The 16462-nt window shown below is 42.6% G+C and carries 17 protein-coding genes; 11 read left to right on the top strand and 6 right to left on the bottom strand.

Annotation, left to right across the window (positions count from 1 at the left end; genetic code table 11):
* Nucleotides 1–281: 281 nt before the first annotated feature.
* The 5 genes from QW087_05445 (at nucleotide 282) to QW087_05425 (ending at nucleotide 5691) form a co-directional block, all read left to right on the top strand.
* A complete protein-coding gene (locus QW087_05445) occupies nucleotides 282–1319 on the top strand; it encodes an mRNA surveillance protein pelota (protein ID MEM2944164.1) in 1038 nt (345 codons plus the stop codon).
* 423 nt (nucleotides 1320–1742) lie between these two features.
* Entirely contained in the window at nucleotides 1743–2924 is a 1182-nt protein-coding gene (gene nifV, locus QW087_05440; protein MEM2944163.1) for a homocitrate synthase, read from the top strand.
* Nucleotides 2925–2928: 4 nt separating this feature from the next.
* Nucleotides 2929–4182 (top strand): 3-isopropylmalate dehydratase large subunit, encoded by a 1254-nt coding sequence (locus tag QW087_05435; protein ID MEM2944162.1) that lies wholly within the window; start codon nucleotides 2929–2931, stop codon nucleotides 4180–4182.
* Complete coding sequence (locus QW087_05430; protein MEM2944161.1) at nucleotides 4179–4691, top strand: 3-isopropylmalate dehydratase small subunit; 513 nt, start codon at nucleotides 4179–4181, stop codon at nucleotides 4689–4691. The genes QW087_05435 and QW087_05430 overlap by 4 nt, the downstream gene beginning before the upstream one ends.
* Nucleotides 4678–5691: an isocitrate/isopropylmalate dehydrogenase family protein gene (locus QW087_05425; GenBank protein MEM2944160.1), complete on the top strand. Its 1014-nt coding sequence runs from the start codon at nucleotides 4678–4680 to the stop codon at nucleotides 5689–5691. The genes QW087_05430 and QW087_05425 overlap by 14 nt, the downstream gene beginning before the upstream one ends.
* A gap of 328 nt (nucleotides 5692–6019) precedes the next feature.
* Here the strand turns inward: QW087_05425 and QW087_05420 are convergent, their stop codons facing one another.
* Together QW087_05420 and QW087_05415 are read right to left on the bottom strand one after the other, a co-directional pair.
* Nucleotides 6020–6523 (bottom strand): rubrerythrin family protein, encoded by a 504-nt coding sequence (locus QW087_05420; protein ID MEM2944159.1) that lies wholly within the window; start codon nucleotides 6521–6523, stop codon nucleotides 6020–6022.
* Between the two features lie 519 nt (nucleotides 6524–7042).
* Nucleotides 7043–8047, bottom strand: coding sequence for a phosphate uptake regulator PhoU (locus tag QW087_05415; protein ID MEM2944158.1), 1005 nt, complete (start codon nucleotides 8045–8047; stop codon nucleotides 7043–7045).
* Nucleotides 8048–8368: 321 nt separating this feature from the next.
* On the opposite strand from QW087_05415, the gene QW087_05410 reads away from it, so the two are divergent.
* From QW087_05410 to phoU, 5 genes are all read left to right on the top strand, one after another.
* A complete protein-coding gene (locus QW087_05410) occupies nucleotides 8369–9268 on the top strand; it encodes a PstS family phosphate ABC transporter substrate-binding protein (protein ID MEM2944157.1) in 900 nt (299 codons plus the stop codon).
* A 77-nt stretch (nucleotides 9269–9345) separates the two neighbouring features.
* Complete coding sequence (pstC, locus tag QW087_05405; protein MEM2944156.1) at nucleotides 9346–10272, top strand: phosphate ABC transporter permease subunit PstC; 927 nt, start codon at nucleotides 9346–9348, stop codon at nucleotides 10270–10272.
* Entirely contained in the window at nucleotides 10269–11120 is an 852-nt protein-coding gene (gene pstA, locus QW087_05400; GenBank protein MEM2944155.1) for a phosphate ABC transporter permease PstA, read from the top strand. Before pstC ends, pstA begins: the two co-directional genes overlap by 4 nt.
* Before the next feature lie 2 nt (nucleotides 11121–11122).
* Entirely contained in the window at nucleotides 11123–11878 is a 756-nt protein-coding gene (gene pstB, locus QW087_05395; GenBank protein ID MEM2944154.1) for a phosphate ABC transporter ATP-binding protein PstB, read from the top strand.
* A 1-nt stretch (nucleotide 11879) separates the two neighbouring features.
* Nucleotides 11880–12569 carry a phosphate signaling complex protein PhoU gene (gene phoU / locus QW087_05390; protein MEM2944153.1) on the top strand — a complete coding sequence of 230 codons (690 nt, stop codon included), beginning with the start codon at nucleotides 11880–11882 and terminating at the stop codon, nucleotides 12567–12569.
* Nucleotides 12570–12654: 85 nt separating this feature from the next.
* On the opposite strand, the gene QW087_05385 is transcribed toward phoU, so the two are convergent.
* The 4 genes from QW087_05385 to QW087_05370 form a co-directional block, all read right to left on the bottom strand.
* Nucleotides 12655–12837 carry a hypothetical protein gene (locus QW087_05385; GenBank protein ID MEM2944152.1) on the bottom strand — a complete coding sequence of 61 codons (183 nt, stop codon included), beginning with the start codon at nucleotides 12835–12837 and terminating at the stop codon, nucleotides 12655–12657.
* A 537-nt stretch (nucleotides 12838–13374) separates the two neighbouring features.
* Nucleotides 13375–13866: an AmiS/UreI family transporter gene (locus QW087_05380; protein MEM2944151.1), complete on the bottom strand. Its 492-nt coding sequence runs from the start codon at nucleotides 13864–13866 to the stop codon at nucleotides 13375–13377.
* A 146-nt stretch (nucleotides 13867–14012) separates the two neighbouring features.
* On the bottom strand, nucleotides 14013–14156 hold the full coding sequence (locus QW087_05375; GenBank protein MEM2944150.1) for a hypothetical protein: 144 nt from the start codon (nucleotides 14154–14156) through the stop codon (nucleotides 14013–14015).
* 609 nt (nucleotides 14157–14765) lie between these two features.
* Nucleotides 14766–15194 (bottom strand): hypothetical protein, encoded by a 429-nt coding sequence (locus tag QW087_05370; protein ID MEM2944149.1) that lies wholly within the window; start codon nucleotides 15192–15194, stop codon nucleotides 14766–14768.
* A 905-nt stretch (nucleotides 15195–16099) separates the two neighbouring features.
* On the opposite strand from QW087_05370, the gene QW087_05365 reads away from it, so the two are divergent.
* The coding region (locus QW087_05365) for a hypothetical protein (protein ID MEM2944148.1) at nucleotides 16100–16462 on the top strand (363 nt) is incomplete at its 3' end.

The raw sequence follows: 16462 nt of genomic DNA, 5'->3' as shown, positions 1-16462 counted from the left end.
CATGCTTCTCAACTGATCGTATCTATCATGACTTTCTTCAAAACTATTGTTTCTATGCGGGATTTGGAATTAGGAACACCTCACAGAAATTGTGATGATCAAAACAAGCCTGGTTGACATCTAGAGAATCTCGAATTAAAGCCATCGAATTAATGCTTGATATACACATTGACCATCAAATCTGCAATTTTAAACACCGAGAATACTTCGACAAAATGACTTTGAGCTTGATATCGTGCCTTTTACATTGATATATTTTAAATCCATATCCTAGAGGGATCATGAAAATTCTGCATCAAGATAAGAAAAATGGTGTAGTTAAACTACAAATTGACTCCACTGATGATCTATGGCATCTTTACAATATTATTCAGCCTGGTGATAGGATCATTGGCACCACTTTCAGGCGGGAAGAAATGAAGTCAGATAAACTCAGATCAGAACGAGGGGAGAAGAAAAGAATGACGTTGAAGATTATTGTCGAGAAGATGGAATTCCATGAGACCGAGTCCCGATTAAGAGTTCTCGGGACAATCAGTGAAGGTCCCCAGGATTTGGGCTCTTACCATACATTCAACTTAGAGGAAGGCGATACTATCACAATCATCAAAGATGAATGGCCTCGATCTGCTCTGGAAAGACTTCAGAGGGCAGTTGAAGACACAACACGTCCCCAACTGCTTTTCGTCGTCATTGATTATGATGAGGCATTTATTGCGATGCTGGCGCAATTTGGAATCAAGGAAATTGCAAAAATATACAAGCAATCAGGCGGAAAGATGTACGCCCAGGAGGAAACAGAAGACTTCTACGGTGAAGTTATTGAGAAGATTAGGCAAGTTCATAGCGGCGATATGCCTCTCGTGATTCTCGGTCCAGGATTTGCCAAAGAAGCTTTACTTGCCGAAGGGAAGCGACGGGCACCTGATATTTTTTCAAAAGCTTTTTTGTTTCATACAGGCCAATCTGGGCTTCAAGGTATTCACGAAATTATGAAAAAAGGATTGGGATCAGAAGTTCTCAAAGATTCAAGGGTGGCAGAGGAAACAAAGCTTGTTGAAGAGGTTCTAATGGAAATAGCAAGAGATGGCAAGGTTGCATATGGTCCCAAGCAGGTTGAAGAAGCAGTGCTTGCGGGAGCGGTTCGCGTACTTTTGATTCTCGATTCCATTTTAAGAGAAAAGAAGGTAGAAGTTCTCATAAGCAAAGTTGAGCAATCAAAGGGTACAGTAGTCATCGTAAGCGATCGTCATGAAGCTGGAAAGAAACTTGAAGCTCTCGGGGGCATGGCCGCGCTCTTGCGGTACAAGTTAAATTAGAAAAAGTTGTAAAAAATAAATAGAACAAAGTGACTGATTTCGATTGGCTTATTGTTTTCTAGCATCTGTAAATTATCAATAGATTCACCGATTCTTACGAGCGATTTTCAGCAATATTATTATATCTTGCTCGCCTGAAGTGAAAAATACTAAGATCTCATACAAAAAACGGCTTGCATCGTGAAGGATGATGCAGTGGAAAAGGAGTTGCTGAAATCCAAAACAAGCCTTTTCATTTCACGAAACTGAAGTGTGCAATATGTCTGAAAAACGACGCCTTTATTGAATGAATGTCCGATAGCTTTCGAATCAAGTAAATACATGACTAATAATGCGCAACAATTATTTACACGTCGTGCATTCGAGGCACAATCTCTCGGTATTTCCCCTATAGAGATTAAAAAAGCATGAGAGGCAGCGAAGATGAAGAAAGATGTGGAATTGGTGATTTCCAAATTAAGCAAAAGTCCAATCAACATATGCGATACGACTCTAAGGGATGGAGAGCAGGCCGCAGGCATCGTCTTCGCCAATCTAGAAAAGATTAGGATTGCTAAACTGCTCGATGAAATTGGTGTTCAGCAGATTGAGGCAGGTATCCCAGCAATGGGAGGAGACGAGAAGAAGACGGTTAAGAAGATCGCCAATCTCGGTCTCAATGCATCGATACTCGGTTGGAACCGTGCAAACTTAGAAGATATTTCTCATAGCATCGATTGCGATGTAGACGCTGTTGCGATCTCGATGTCCTCCTCGGATATTCACATTGAGCATAAGCTAAGGAAAACGAGAGAATGGGTGATCGAACGTCTCGTTGAGTCTATTGAGTATGCGAAATCTCACGGTTTGTATATTTCAGCAAATGCAGAGGACGCTTCCCGAGCTGATAAGGAGTTTCTGATTCAGTTTGCCAAGGCTGCTGAGGAGGCAGGGGCTCATCGCATGAGGTATTGCGACACCCTCGGCATTCTTGAGCCCCGCGGTACTTTTGAAGCGATAGCCTCTCTGCTAAACGAGGTGGATTTAGAGATCGAAATGCACACGCACAACGACTTCGGAATGGCAACCGCTAATGCCATTGCGGGGGTTCAGGCCGGTGCAACGTTCGTGAGCACCACCGTGCTCGGTATAGGGGAAAGAACAGGAAACGCAGCTCTTGAAGAGATCGTCATGGCAGCCAAGCACCTTCTTAAAATTGATATGGGTATCGAAACACACAGATTCCGAGAAATCGCAGAGTATGTAGCTCGTGCAGCTGGCAGAAATATACCTGAATGGAAACCTATAGTGGGATCGAACTGTTTCGCACATGAAGCTGGGATTCACACGGATGGCGTGATGAAATTTCTAAGCAATTATGAACCTTATTCACCAGAAGAAGTTGGTATGACTAGAAAAATCGTCATTGGAAAGCATTCTGGGAGACATACAATCATTCAGATTCTCAAATCTAAAGGTATTGAAATCGATGAAAAAATGGCAGCCGACATTTTGGACATTGTCAGAGCAACTTCGATAGGTCTAAAACGAAGTCTCTCGGAAAATGAACTTTTGTATATTTATCAGGATTATAAGGCAGGATTATTCGATGGGGATCAGAGGTGAAGTAATGGGAACGATTTCGGAGAACATAATCTCAAATCACGTTGGCAAATGCGTGGAGGCTGGCGATATAGTCATAGTGCCAGTCGATTTCGTAATGAGCCAAGATGGAACCACAGGGTTGACAATTCAAGCTTTCGAGAAGATGGGTGGCAAATCCATTTATGCTCCGAATAAGTACGCAATTGTCATCGATCACAACGCGCCTTCACCGGTAGAGGGCGTATCGAATATTCATAAGGAGATGAGACGGTTTGCATATCAACACAATGCTATTCTATACGATGTCGGCGAAGGTGTGTGCCATCAGCTTGTCCCAGAAAAAGGCCATGCATTGCCAGGTAGCATCGTAATCGGTGCGGATTCACACACATGCACATATGGCGCGCTCAATGCTTTTGCGACAGGTATGGGCTCTACAGACGTGGCAGCAGCGTTGATCAGCGGGAGAACGTGGCTTAAGGTACCAGCAACAATAAAACTCGTTTACGACGGTGTATTGCAGTCTGGTGTATTCTCAAAGGATGTGGCGCTCCATATGGTAGGCTCTCTCACTGCGGATGGTGCCACCTATAAAGCCCTGGAGATCTACGGTGAAGTAATTGATACACTTTCCGTAGAGGCCCGAATGACAATTTCTAATATGGCTGTCGAGACTGGTGCGAAAGTTGGTCTGATGCGTTGTGATGAGAAAGTTAAGACTTACTTAAAAAGTCGTACCTCCGAGAAAATTGAAGGCGTAGTGGCATCAGACGACGCTGTTTACGAACAGATCATCACTGAAGATCTTTCGAATCTTTCTCCACAAGTTTCCAAGCCTCATCGGGTTGACCAGGTAGTTCCTGTTGAGAAAGTAAAGGGAATAGAAATTGATGAGGTATTTATTGGAACTTGCACTAATGGAAGACTTGAAGACCTGAAAATCGCTGCTGAGATTCTGGATGGTAATAAAGTATCGAAGCGCACTAGGCTGATAGTCGCTCCTGCTTCAAGGGAGATTTATCTGGCTGCGCTCGAAGAGGGAATTCTCGCAAAGATCGTGAGGGCAGGCGGTGTGATTCTCACACCAGGATGCGGTCCCTGCGTTGGTACAGGTGGAGGAATACCAGCTGACGGAGAAGTTGTGCTGTCAACGGCTAATCGGAATTTCAAAGGTCGCATGGGCAATTCAAAAGCATTCATTTACTTGGCAAGTCCTGCGACGGCTGCCTATTCAGCGATTAATGGGTCGATTTCTGATCCAAGAGAGGTGTTTCAATGAACCAGCTTCGAGGTAGAGCACATAAATTTGGCGACGATGTGAATACTGATTATATAATTTCAGGTAAGTATAAGTTCAAAACTCTTGACATAAATGAAATGGCAAAACACGTCATGGAAGATCTGCGCCCGAATTTCTACAATGAAATCGAACATGGCGATTTCATCGTAGCTGGTAGAAACTTTGGTTGTGGCTCGAGCAGAGAACAAGCACCGCTCGTATTACAAGCTGCGGGCATCGGTGCAGTATTAGCTGAGTCATTCGCAAGGGTTTTTTATCGCAATTGCATTAACGTCGGATTGCCAGCATTGGAATGTGACACCTCAGCCATTGAAGAAGGAGAGGAGCTGCAAATCGATTTGAAAAGGGGGTTGATCAACATTGTTGGGAAGGGAAAAGTCCTCAAGGCAAAACCTCTTCCTGGCGTCATGGTCAGAATCCTCGAGGATGGAGGGCTAGTCGAGCATTTCAAGAAGCATGGTGGCTTCATGATCGATGAAGAGGGATGATATGAGAAAGGTCGTGCTCGTTCCTGGTGATGGGATTGGTCCAGAAATAACGCATGCTGCGGTCAAAGTGGTTGAAGCTTCTGGTGCTAGTATTCAATGGGAACCAGTTGAGGTCGGCGCAAAAGTTGTAAAAGAAATCGGTCGACCCATACCGCCGAAATTCTTTGAAGAGGCAATTGAAACAGGTGTGATCCTGAAAGGTCCTGTGACAACGCCAGTTGGAACGGGATTTAGAAGCGTTAACGTAACGATGAGACAACGCCTCAACCTTTTCGCAAATGTGAGGATTGTTAAATCGATTCCTGGGGTTAGGGCGTTGTATAATAATGTAGATATGATCATCGTTAGAGAAAACAGCGAGGGGCTATACACAGGGGAAGAGAGAGAAACGAGTTACGGTGCCGTTGAAAGCATCAAACTTACGTCAGAGGAAGCTAGCAGGCGGATTGCTAAATTCGCTTTTGATTATGCCGTGGCAAACGATAGAAAGGAAATCACCGCAGTGCACAAAGCAAACATATTGAAGAAGGGTGATGGACTATTCTTAAGATGCGTTGCCGAAGTGGCATCTTCTTATCCTCGTATTAAATTCAGGGACATGCTTGTAGATAACGCTGCATTTCAACTTGTTACTAATCCAATGCAATTTGATATGATTGTCACACAGAATCTGTACGGAGACATTCTTTCGGAACTCTGTGGAGGTCTCATAGGCGGACTTGCGCTCATGCCTGGGGCTAATTTTGGAGAGAACATCGGTATGTTTGAAGCCGCACACGGCAGTGCACCCGATCTTGCTGGTAAGGGCATCGCGAATCCTGCAGGTCTGATCCTATCGGCTGCCTGGATGTTGGAGTATATTGGCATGAAAAACGAAGCTCGAAAGGTCAAGAGTGCTGTATATAGAGTCCTCGGCGAAGGGAAAGTGTTAACGCAGGATATGGGGGGTAACGCGACAACCCAGCAATTCACAGATGCGGTGATTGCTGAGATGGGTTAGACAGATACTCCAAATGTTTTCTGGAAACTAGAGATCTTGCATCCCCTTACTTTTCAAAACACCTTTTTTATTGGATCAATTGTTGTACGAAAAAAGTCTTTTTCGATAATGAATTTTAAGAGACATTCATTAACAATCAAATCGCAAATCACAAAAGTTGACAAATAAAATAGAAAATTCATGTTTTTTATTTTCACCAGACAGTCCATCATTTTTTGATTTGACTTTTTTACTGTCGTACTCTTCGCTATTCTATGATCATTTAGTTATGCTGATAGGAACCCATATCTGATCTCATGCCATAGTAAATGAAATAGGATTACCAATACTAGAATTCTACAAACTTATCTCTGATAGCTCCGCAAACTGGGCAGCGCTCGGGAACCACGTCTTCGCTCGTATATCCACACAGAGAACATATGTAGACTCTTCCAATTCGTATGTCCTCGCCGGCATCAACTGATTGTTTTGCAGCCTGATACATACCTGTGTGTATTTTCTCTGCAGCCAGAGCCCAGTTCATGGTTCTTTGAGCAACCCTATCCTCTTGGAGTTTTGCAACAGCAAGAAAGGCAGGGTACATTTCTTCGATTTCATAGTTTTCTCCATCAATTCCAGTCTGCAAATTTCCCGAAGTTTCGTGGATAAGACCCAGGGCTTCCAGGTGATTTCTTGCATGTACCTCCTCTGCGAACGCAATAGCGCGAAACAACCTCGCGACATTTGGAAATCCTTCACTTTCGGCCCTCTCTGCAAAGATGAGATACTTCATGTGAGCTTGGCTTTCACCGGCAAAGGCCACCCTTAAATTATCTTCAGTCATTCTTTTCATAATTTTCGCCTCGACTGATTAATAGCTGTACATGTCCATCAAATAATTTTCCATTGTTTTATGATCGTTGGCAACGGTGTATAGCGGAACTTTGGAACTTCTGCAGTTAGTGATTAGCTGATGTGCGGCTTCAAATACATTTTTGATTGTTGGAGAAGTTGGGAATAACACTGAAATTTAGGTCATGCAAGATTCACGCATACAACTCATGTTCGTTCAGATTGCACCGTCTCGAATGTTTGAGAATCTCAACAATTGCGATGTCGCATCTCGATCGTTTATGCTGTGGTCTCCAACTTTTTCTGTGAATATTTCGCGCTGAATTGATCACCGTGTTTAATACCAGCATTATCGTCAAAGGAATTCAGTGATCGGAGTTGTGATTTTTAAGTGATCTCAATACTACCAGAAATAATACGCAGTTACTGCAAATTGCAATTCGAAAATTGCGAAGTCATCATTGTCCCGATTAATAATATTCAGCTTAATAATATAATTACTCATAATAAAATGATATGGTTAGCCCCAACTTCTGATAGCAGCATTAATCGCAATCTCCGCAATGTCCATAGAATACATACCGATTCTTGCGATACTATCTGTGATTGTTGTTTTAACGACCAATACGATTGGTGTGGAGTCTTTAACATTAGCGCGCAATTTTTCAGCCCGTGTCACAAAAAGTTTTCCCTTATCTATGACATCATTGGCCTTCAGCACATTCTTAGAAAATAATGCGTCAATTGCACAGTCCAATAATGATGAAGATATATCGCTTATCTCGCTGATATCGTCGATATTTAGAGAAGAAATATTGGCTTCTTTCAGAAGCAGAGTGTTTCCCGCTATCTTTTCTGCATGATCACCGATTCGCTCGATGCCGCGTGCAGTTACTACGTAATCCATGCCGTCAAATACGTCGATGCCCATTTTGTCGGCAAGATAACGGTCTCGCAAAATCAGATTATACTGTTTAACAACCATCCAATACAATCTATCAATTTCTCGATCACGTTCAATAACATCCATTGCAAGGTCATAATCACCGTCTTTTAATGATTTAATCGCATCTGCATGCATAGATTTTGCGAGAAGGTGCATTCGTCTTATGCATTTCTGCTGAGGCAACTCCATAGGATCAGAAAGATCATGAAGAACGATCGAGTTACTCGTTTCTTCGATGACTTCAGGTCCTATGACCATTTGAGAGAATTCCTTTACAGTTCTCTTTAGATTGAGATCGAGACGATCCTTGCTCCTGATCTCAATGACATTTGATCCAGCTATGTAAGCAGCGATGAGCTTTCTGATGAGATGCTCCTCATCTTCCTTTTCAACTTGGATCGTTTTCTTGATCAATTCATCTTCATCGCTATGGATCGGCGAAATCCTCAAGGTGCCATCATTCATGACTTGGACTGTGACGGGATCGCCTGGCTTGAGACGATGTTCGGAGATCCACGAGCTCGGTAAGGATACAATCATAGTTGATTTGCCTGTTTTTTGTATCTTTCTAATATTCATTGATGTCTCCTCCTGCTGGCATTTAAAACCACATTTTCGTATATTTCATCCCATGACTCAACCTCTACGAGACCCTGCATGATTCTTTATCAATTTGTATATACAAAAAGAGACATATATATACATATATTGAGTCATTCCGAGACCATATAATATTTGTGCAATCTATAAGGCGGATTATTTTTTTGATCTATTTGTGCGACAATTGAGCGCTGGTAGCGGGGACGAAACTCTTGGATGCTCTTGCGCGGATTTCTGTGATATCTCAGGAATTCAAAATGCAGCGCTCATTATGGTCGTAGAAAATCAGGGAGTGATTGGATGGAGAGGAAAGCACTGGTTGCAATTTCAGTGGTACTGATTCTGGCGGTGGCCGGAATCGCAGCCGCCCTGTTTATAGGTGGTGGTGAGAAACCAATTACAATCAACCAAAAAGGATCCGATACGATGCTAGAACTTTGCCAAGTTTGGGCCGAAGAATTTCATGGCGAGTATGAGAGCATATCTGTTATAGTCTCGGGGGGAGGTAGTGGGACTGGTATAACCGCTCTTATATCAGGTACTGTTGATGTTGCACAAGCTTCAAGGCAAATGAAACAAAGCGAAATCGACCAAGCAATTGCGGCAGGCATTACACCTGTCGAGTTTCGCGTCGCAATTGATGGAATTGCCATCATCGTGCACACATCGAATCCTATCGAGGTCCTGACCTTGGATCAGCTGAGAGGGATATATAATGGAACCTATGTCAATTGGAAAGACCTCGGCGGTCTAGATATGCCGATTGTGGCATATGGTCGGCAAAGCACTTCTGGCACCTATATGTATTTCCAGGAAACTGTGCTGAAGAATGAAAATTACACAACTAATATGCAGCAAATGGCGGGAAACTCTGCAATTGTCCAGGCCATCATGAATGATGAGGGCGGTATTGGATATGTTGGTATCGGATATGCAGCAAAAGCAAGCGGAATTAAAATACTAAATCTGAGTAAAGACATGCCATCACTGAGCTATTCGCCGCTGGATAAAGACGCAGTTATTGACGGCGACTATGTCCTTTCTAGATATCTATACCTTTACACGGCCGGTACACCGACAGGGGCACTTAGAGAGTACTTGCTCTGGATTCTTACCGATGGTCAGCCAATTGCAGAAGAAATTGGATTCTATGCTTTACCTGACCAGATCATTGAAGAGGAGCTGGAGAAACTAGAATGAATCTCGCCAAAGTATTTCTATCTCTCAACGGGAAAAAGTACGCGGAAAGGCTAAAGATGCTTCATTAGGGGAGATCTTTGAAAGCTGGCAATAAAGAAGAAATATTGCTGCAAGAAAGACGAAGAATGAGCATCAAAACAGATACGTTCATCAAAATCGTGCTCCTTTGCGTTTCGCTAGTGACCGTTTTTGCCCTCTTTGCAGTCTTTTTTTTCATTTTTTCAGAGGCTCTTCCTGCTTTTACGAGTATTGGATTTGTCGAATTTCTTAGTGGTCACATATGGAATCCTACTTCACCTACAAATCCTTCATATGGTATTCTTCCACTGCTTTGCGGGACTTTCCTAGTAAGTTTGGGAGCATCGATTATAGCCATACCCATTGGAATCGGCTGCACTATATATTTGGCTGAGCTAGCACATCCGAAAATTAAATCCATTCTCAAACCGGCTATAGAAATCTTAGCAGGCATTCCTTCGGTCGTTTATGGTTTCTTCGCGCTAATTATTTTATCAGATTGGATAGTTGCAGTTTTCAACAATACTTACCGCTTAAATGCGCTCAATGGCGCAATTATGCTAGCTGTAATGATGATCCCCATAATGGTTAGCCTTTCCGAAGAAGCCATAAACTCTGTGCCACAGGATTTGAGGGAAGCCGCTTATGCCCTCGGAGCAACGAAATGGGAGACGCTGAGAGGGGTAATAATACCCGCGGCTCTTTCAGGAATTGCCGCTGCAATTATGCTTTCAATCGGTAGGGCCGTCGGTGAGACTATGACGGTACTTATGGCATGCGGAAATACCCCCGTCATCACTTGGGACATGCTTTCGTCAGTCCAGACAATGACAGCAGCGATTGCAATAGAAATGGGGGAGGTCAATTTCAACAGTCTTCACTACCATGCTCTCTTCGGTGTTGGCGCCGTGCTTTTTGTCATTACCTTTGCAATTAACATAATCGCAGATATCGTGCTCGCAAAATTCGCGGAGGCGTACCATTGAACAGGCGTTTGAAGGAAAAATTATATTTTTCTCTATTCAGAGCATGCGGTGCGCTGGTCGTTATAGCCTTGGGCATTTTGTTGGCTTATATTATTATGGGGGGTATTGGAACTATTAGTTTAGAATTCCTGACGCAGTTTCCTAAGAAGGGCATGACGGAAGGGGGAATCTTCCCAGCAATTGTAGGAACAATTTACCTCTGTATTATTGTTATTTTATTTTCCGTTCCCGTTGGTGTATTGTCGGCTATTTATTTTGTTGAATACGAAAGGAACAACTTATTCAAGAAAATCTTGCGAGTTGTCGTGCATAATCTTGCTGGAGTGCCCTCGATTGTTTATGGTTTATTAGGTCTTGGATTATTTGTAATGGCGCTAGATTTTGGATTTAGTCTAATTGCAGCCGGTCTTACTGTAGGATTGCTTGTGCTTCCGCTGATAATATCCGCAACACGAGAAGCACTCCTAGCCGTTCCGAACTCAGTCAGGGAGGCAAGCATTGCCCTCGGTGCTACCAAATGGCAGACGGTCAGACATCATGTCGTTCCTTACGCGATGTCTGGCATTCTCACCGGAATAATACTGTCGCTTTCTCGTGCTGCAGGAGAAACGGCACCAATCCTTATGACTGGCGCAGCATATTATATGAGGCATCTTCCCGACTCTATTTTTTCCCAATTCATGGCGTTGCCGTTTCATCTTTACACCGTTGCAACTCAGTCATCAGATCTGATGGCAACAAGACCCATACAATACGGAACGGCGTTTGTTCTTCTGATACTTGTTATTGGGATGAATTTGATGGCGATAATCCTAAGGAGAAGATTCAGGAAAAAATATAGGTGGTAAGCTTGGCACATGAGATTGTAGTTGAGAATCTTGTGGTATCCTTTGGAAGCTGCAAAGTGCTCAAGGGTATTTCAATGAACATCCAAAGGAATGAGATCACAGCAATAATCGGTCCATCTGGTTGCGGGAAAACGACATTCATTAGGAGCCTTAATAGAATGAATGATATCATCCCAGGATGCAAAGTAAGTGGACACGTATGGATAGATGGCTTCGATATTTACGGGAAAGGTGTTGATGTTGTCGAGGTGAGAAAAAAAATAGGAATGGTCTTTCAAAAACCAAACCCTTTCCCAAAATCGATCTACGAGAATATTGCATTTGCCCCCCGTATTCACGGCGTCAAAAAGAAGAGCGATTTGGATGCGTTGGTTGAATGGAGTCTTAAGAGGGCTGCGTTATGGGATGAAGTTAAGGACAGGCTTAACAAACCAGCATACGACCTGTCTGGCGGTCAGCAGCAGCGATTGTGCATTGCTAGGGCTCTAGCTGTCAAACCTGAGGTTATCCTTTTTGATGAGCCCTGCTCGGCTCTAGATCCAATCGCCACCGCGAAAATAGAGGATTTATTGGTAGATCTAAAAAGAGATTATACGGTAGTAATCGTAACGCATAATATGCAGCAAGCGGCAAGGGTATCTGATACGACCGCGTTTTTCTATATGGGAGAACTCATCGAAATGGATGAAACAAGAAAGCTGTTTGAAAAGCCTAAGAAGCAGTTGACTGAACAATATATCACTGGGAGGTTTGGTTAAATTGGCGAGAACTGTTTTGAGCGATGAATTAGCGAAACTCAATGATGAAGTAGCTGGGATGGGAAATTTAGCGAAGGAGGCTATTGAGAAAGCTGTGAGGGCGATTGTAAATGAGGAATTTTCGTTAAAAGATGATGTGGAAAGACTTGATGGAGTCATTTACGAATGTGATATGAAGATCGAAAAGCATTGCATCGATCTCATCGCGCTCCATACGCCTGTTGCGAGTGATCTGAGAACAGTTTCCACCTGCTTGAAAATGATTACAGATCTTAATAGAATTGGCAGGTACGCGAAGGACATTGCAGAAGTGATTGATTTCCTCAAGGGCCAAAAATACTTCAAGAAGCTTGTAAGTATTCCTCACATGGCGTCTCTTGTCATCTCTATGGTAGACGATGCCGTAAAATCATTTACCGACAGGGATTTGCAGAGAGCACTCAATCTGTTCAAGATGGATGATGAGGTTGATGCACTATATGAGAGTATTTTCCGAGAGGTTCTGACATATATGATGGAGGATCCGAAGAAAGTGCCCATGGGAATGCGTTTCATACTCATTGCAAGGTACCTAGAAAGGATTGCAGATCATGCCTGCAACATCGGAGAACGTGTGAACTACATGATCACGGGCGAAAGGCTCGATCGTGCGAGATTAGGCAAGAAACAGAGTAGCCTTGATATTGCTTAGTAATTTGCAGAATCGCAACACACCGCATAATAGTATCCTGGTTTTTCCGAGAACATTCTCCCAACTCATTATTTGGAATAATATTCTAGGAAGCACTCGAGAGATCTATCGTAAGTGCGTTCGATTTCCTTAGGGAATAAACAGCCCGGAAGCTCCCGATTTTGCCAGTGATATCGAATGCATTCGCAACAGAGTCCCTTTCGACTGCAAGGTTCGTAAGTACATGTACATTTCTTTTTATTATCATTAATGCGACATATTCGTTCATTCATAGTAGCCTCACTTAATCTCATTATCAATTTGTTTGTCAATAAATATTTGATCACCATCAAAATAAGTTTTGTGAGATCATGACTGCAGCTTTTTCTTAAGAGTTCTGACCCGCTTATGCGACTGATAGCTTTTATTTTCTAATGTGCATCGATGAAAAGGTTTCTTTCTGAAGAAACTTTTTATTCGGATTGAGAAAAGATTGCACATGTATTCAGTATGGCATAAATGGTCTCATTAATTTACTTTAGCTTAGCGTTTCTCACACCATTGTTGAATATTCAACAATCTTCTACAACTTTTTGCTAGAAATAGAACATGTTTGCCGATATAGCTATCCCCCAGATGCTCAAATTCTAGATTTCTTTGATTCTCAATGCTATCTAACTCGACAGACAATTATGATTCTTGCTCGTTTCCTAGCGTTACAATCGAGATCGTCCTTTAAACTTAGAAAAAATGAAAAGGAGTTTTGTGTGACTATGCGCCCCAGTTTCCTCAACTGTTTCAAACCTCATAATCTGGTCCCAGGAAGTTAAAAGCCAAACCAACCAAGCAACCAACCCAAGGCACTAATCCACACAACGATCGCAGCAATCCACGTGATGACTATTGTCAATTTCATGAATTGCGTTTTCTGTATTCCCATGACTACCCAGAACATAAACCATGCGAGTCCCCAAAGCACCCAATTGACGCCGAGAATGTACATTTTTGCATCCCATACATAATATGCGAACGGTATGACATTGATTGCAACGAACAGACAATACCATCCAAGAGATCTGTTGTCTGTAGCACCTGTATACCAGTTGTAACCAAGCATCCAGTACGTAAATGCAAAAAGAAGCACCTGTGCCATGGCTAAAGGACTACCAAGGGCCAGCCAATTGTAGAAACCAACAGCAGTCGCCAAAAATGCAACAACAAATATGAAAATTGATGCGCCCTTTTGATCAGCGTACCCCATTAGCACGAGAAGTGCGACTACAAGAACTCCACCAATATATAGTGCCGGTAATCCCAAAAGTAGCTCACCTATCTGATCACCCCCCCTCTTTCAAACAAGAGTAAGATCAAAAGAGAACCAAATCTGAGAAGGATTAAATATATTTGCTTCCAGATCCCCGTTGAAATACGGTTTTTTGGAAATGATTCAAGCCTTTTTAAAAATCACCTCACCAAGAATCTTCCAAGTATTGCCTCAACAGCTGCACCACCGGCCCCGGCTGCTGCTACTGCAATCGTCGCTGACATTAATTGATCATGCGGAATCGCTCTTTTGCGCTTCTGATAGTTCTTCAATCCGAGCTTCATTTATTGCAGCCATCGCATAGATGTATACGACATCGCTGGTCAGACCTAATTCTTTTACGCTTCTTGTTGAAGCTCTTACCGTAAGGTACTGTTCTAGAATTTCCCCTTTATTTCCCCTGCAAATCACCTATCCGCTTATTTGCGATCCACCATCATCATTCGGTGAAGACCCGGTTAAATGGACAAATTCGCCTCCAATCTCGACTTTGAAATTCATCGGCGGAAGACGGTGGGTTGGTTTTCATTTCAAAAAAATGTTAATATATATTCCGCGTTTGTAGCCTATGACTGGTCTGTCCATGGAGCCCGTGGCTATTTGTAACCCTTTGCGCTCCATATGATACAGCTGATTTATAATTACTTGCTTTTTCTATCTATCATCGTCCTTTATTGCGTAGACCAGCTTTCCATCTTTGTCGTTCTTATAGATAAGATGAACCCTTTTCTGTGAATCAATTAATATTGCCGGCTCTGAATAGTCTCAAAACTAATGGCTGTTATCAATTGTCTCAACCATACATTCATCATTAACAATAGTGGTGTAAATCACATTACTATTACACGTACCATGAGTAGAATATGTTATGTGAGGAATATCCTCTTGATCGATTATGATTGACGGTCCGTATATTGTGGTGCCCTGACGTAGGTATCTATCGTAGAGATACCGGTCTCGTAGTAGTTAACCCAAATTATCAAAACGACCACACTCCTGTTTTCGCCGGTCACTGCATGCGATCTGGTGAAGATTTCCATTGCACGACCATAAGAAGTTGTTGACATGAATGGATAATGACTCTTTGCGCTGAATTCTTTGAAGTTCCGATTAAGAAAGGGATCATCGGTGCGTGAGTTTCGAATAACTATTCCCACTTCAAAGTATGGTTCTATTATTTGAGAGTAAGCAATATATGGGAATCCAGAAGAATCGATAGCGATGGAGCAGGGATTGGCGTAGTTTGTATGTCCTTCAACCTTTTTAATGTTCCAAACAGATCTCACTTCATGCGGGTAATATAGCGAAAGGCACGTCCTCATCGCAAGAAAAGAACTCAAAGTGTGGCCTTACGCCTGAATCAAGCGTCATCGAGGTTTCATAGATCTCTTGATTACTGTCAATACTTTCGAAATTCTATGAGTTGCCTGAACCAACAGCATGAATTAAATCTTGTTCCTGAGAAATTCATCTGTAAATGTGAGAAAGATGTAGTGTAATTATCACTTTCGATGACCATCGTGTGTTCTCCATCACGTGCTGGGAGGGCAGGGTCGATCCTTTCCCAACAATCTACACAAAATCTTCTGAGCTTGCGGTTCCAGATATCAAGAGAAGCATGACAGATAATAAGAAAAAAACAATAACATAAATCGTCAATGTACGCTTTCCCCGCTTTATGTAAGGCCGCTCGATTCTGGCTTATTCTTGCAGCAAATGTCCAACGGTATTTCCTCCCTCGCAAGACGCAAGAAGGATTTCCCTCAAAATTCTGAGACGTCCCTTTATCCTTTCAAAACTATGGCGAGGAAACAAATATTGATCCTTTGTACCGCTGCGAGAATGTGCGATTCACATGTTAATCATAATTATTCCTTTTGGGCTCATGGATGAGATGATTGGGCGGTTGTCTAAGATTCTTGTTTTCATGTCATGAGAAAAAGCCAGCACAACAACATACATGAGTAACCGCCAACGGCATTCTTGAGAAATCTCACGGGGAGATGTTCCGAAGTTTCAAGGACGTAGAATTGACAAGCTCAAAAATACAAGATCATGGCAAACTTGAATATGGAATAATTGTCATGATTAATTGTCTATGTTCCTTTCATGCGAATGCAAATAGATTCTATTTTGCTCATTTTGATCATATTGATTCGAAACTGCAATAATTTTTGTTTTACCTATAGATAGAATTATCTCGCAATTAGCCAAATATCGAGTTTGCATGGTCGAGATGACAGTTCCGACAGGATCGACGTTGGTCGTAGACGGACCTGCATCTGTTGTAGTGCGAGAGGGTGCCGCAGAGTGCTTTGGCGCTCTCATCAAAAAAGGGACAAAAGCGGTTGTGAGAAAAGATAAGAGGATGCCATTCTTTGCAGTTGGGTCTTTCTCGGCATCGATCAATTTAGGAAATGGATCGTCTTATGATGTGCTATCGAAAGATACCATTCCCGCATCGTGGAAAGCGTGCGTCGAGAAGATCTCATCGACTAAACCTAAATCCGTTATCGTCATCGGAAACACCGATTCGGGAAAATCAAGCCTAAGCCTCTATATCGCGAACCGATGCATCAGGTCTAATTTT

It is taken from the genome of Methanomassiliicoccales archaeon, assembly GCA_038850735.1.
Classification (GTDB): domain Archaea; phylum Thermoplasmatota; class Thermoplasmata; order Methanomassiliicoccales; family JACIVX01; genus JACIVX01.
This window is presented reverse-complemented; position numbering and strand designations above follow the sequence as displayed.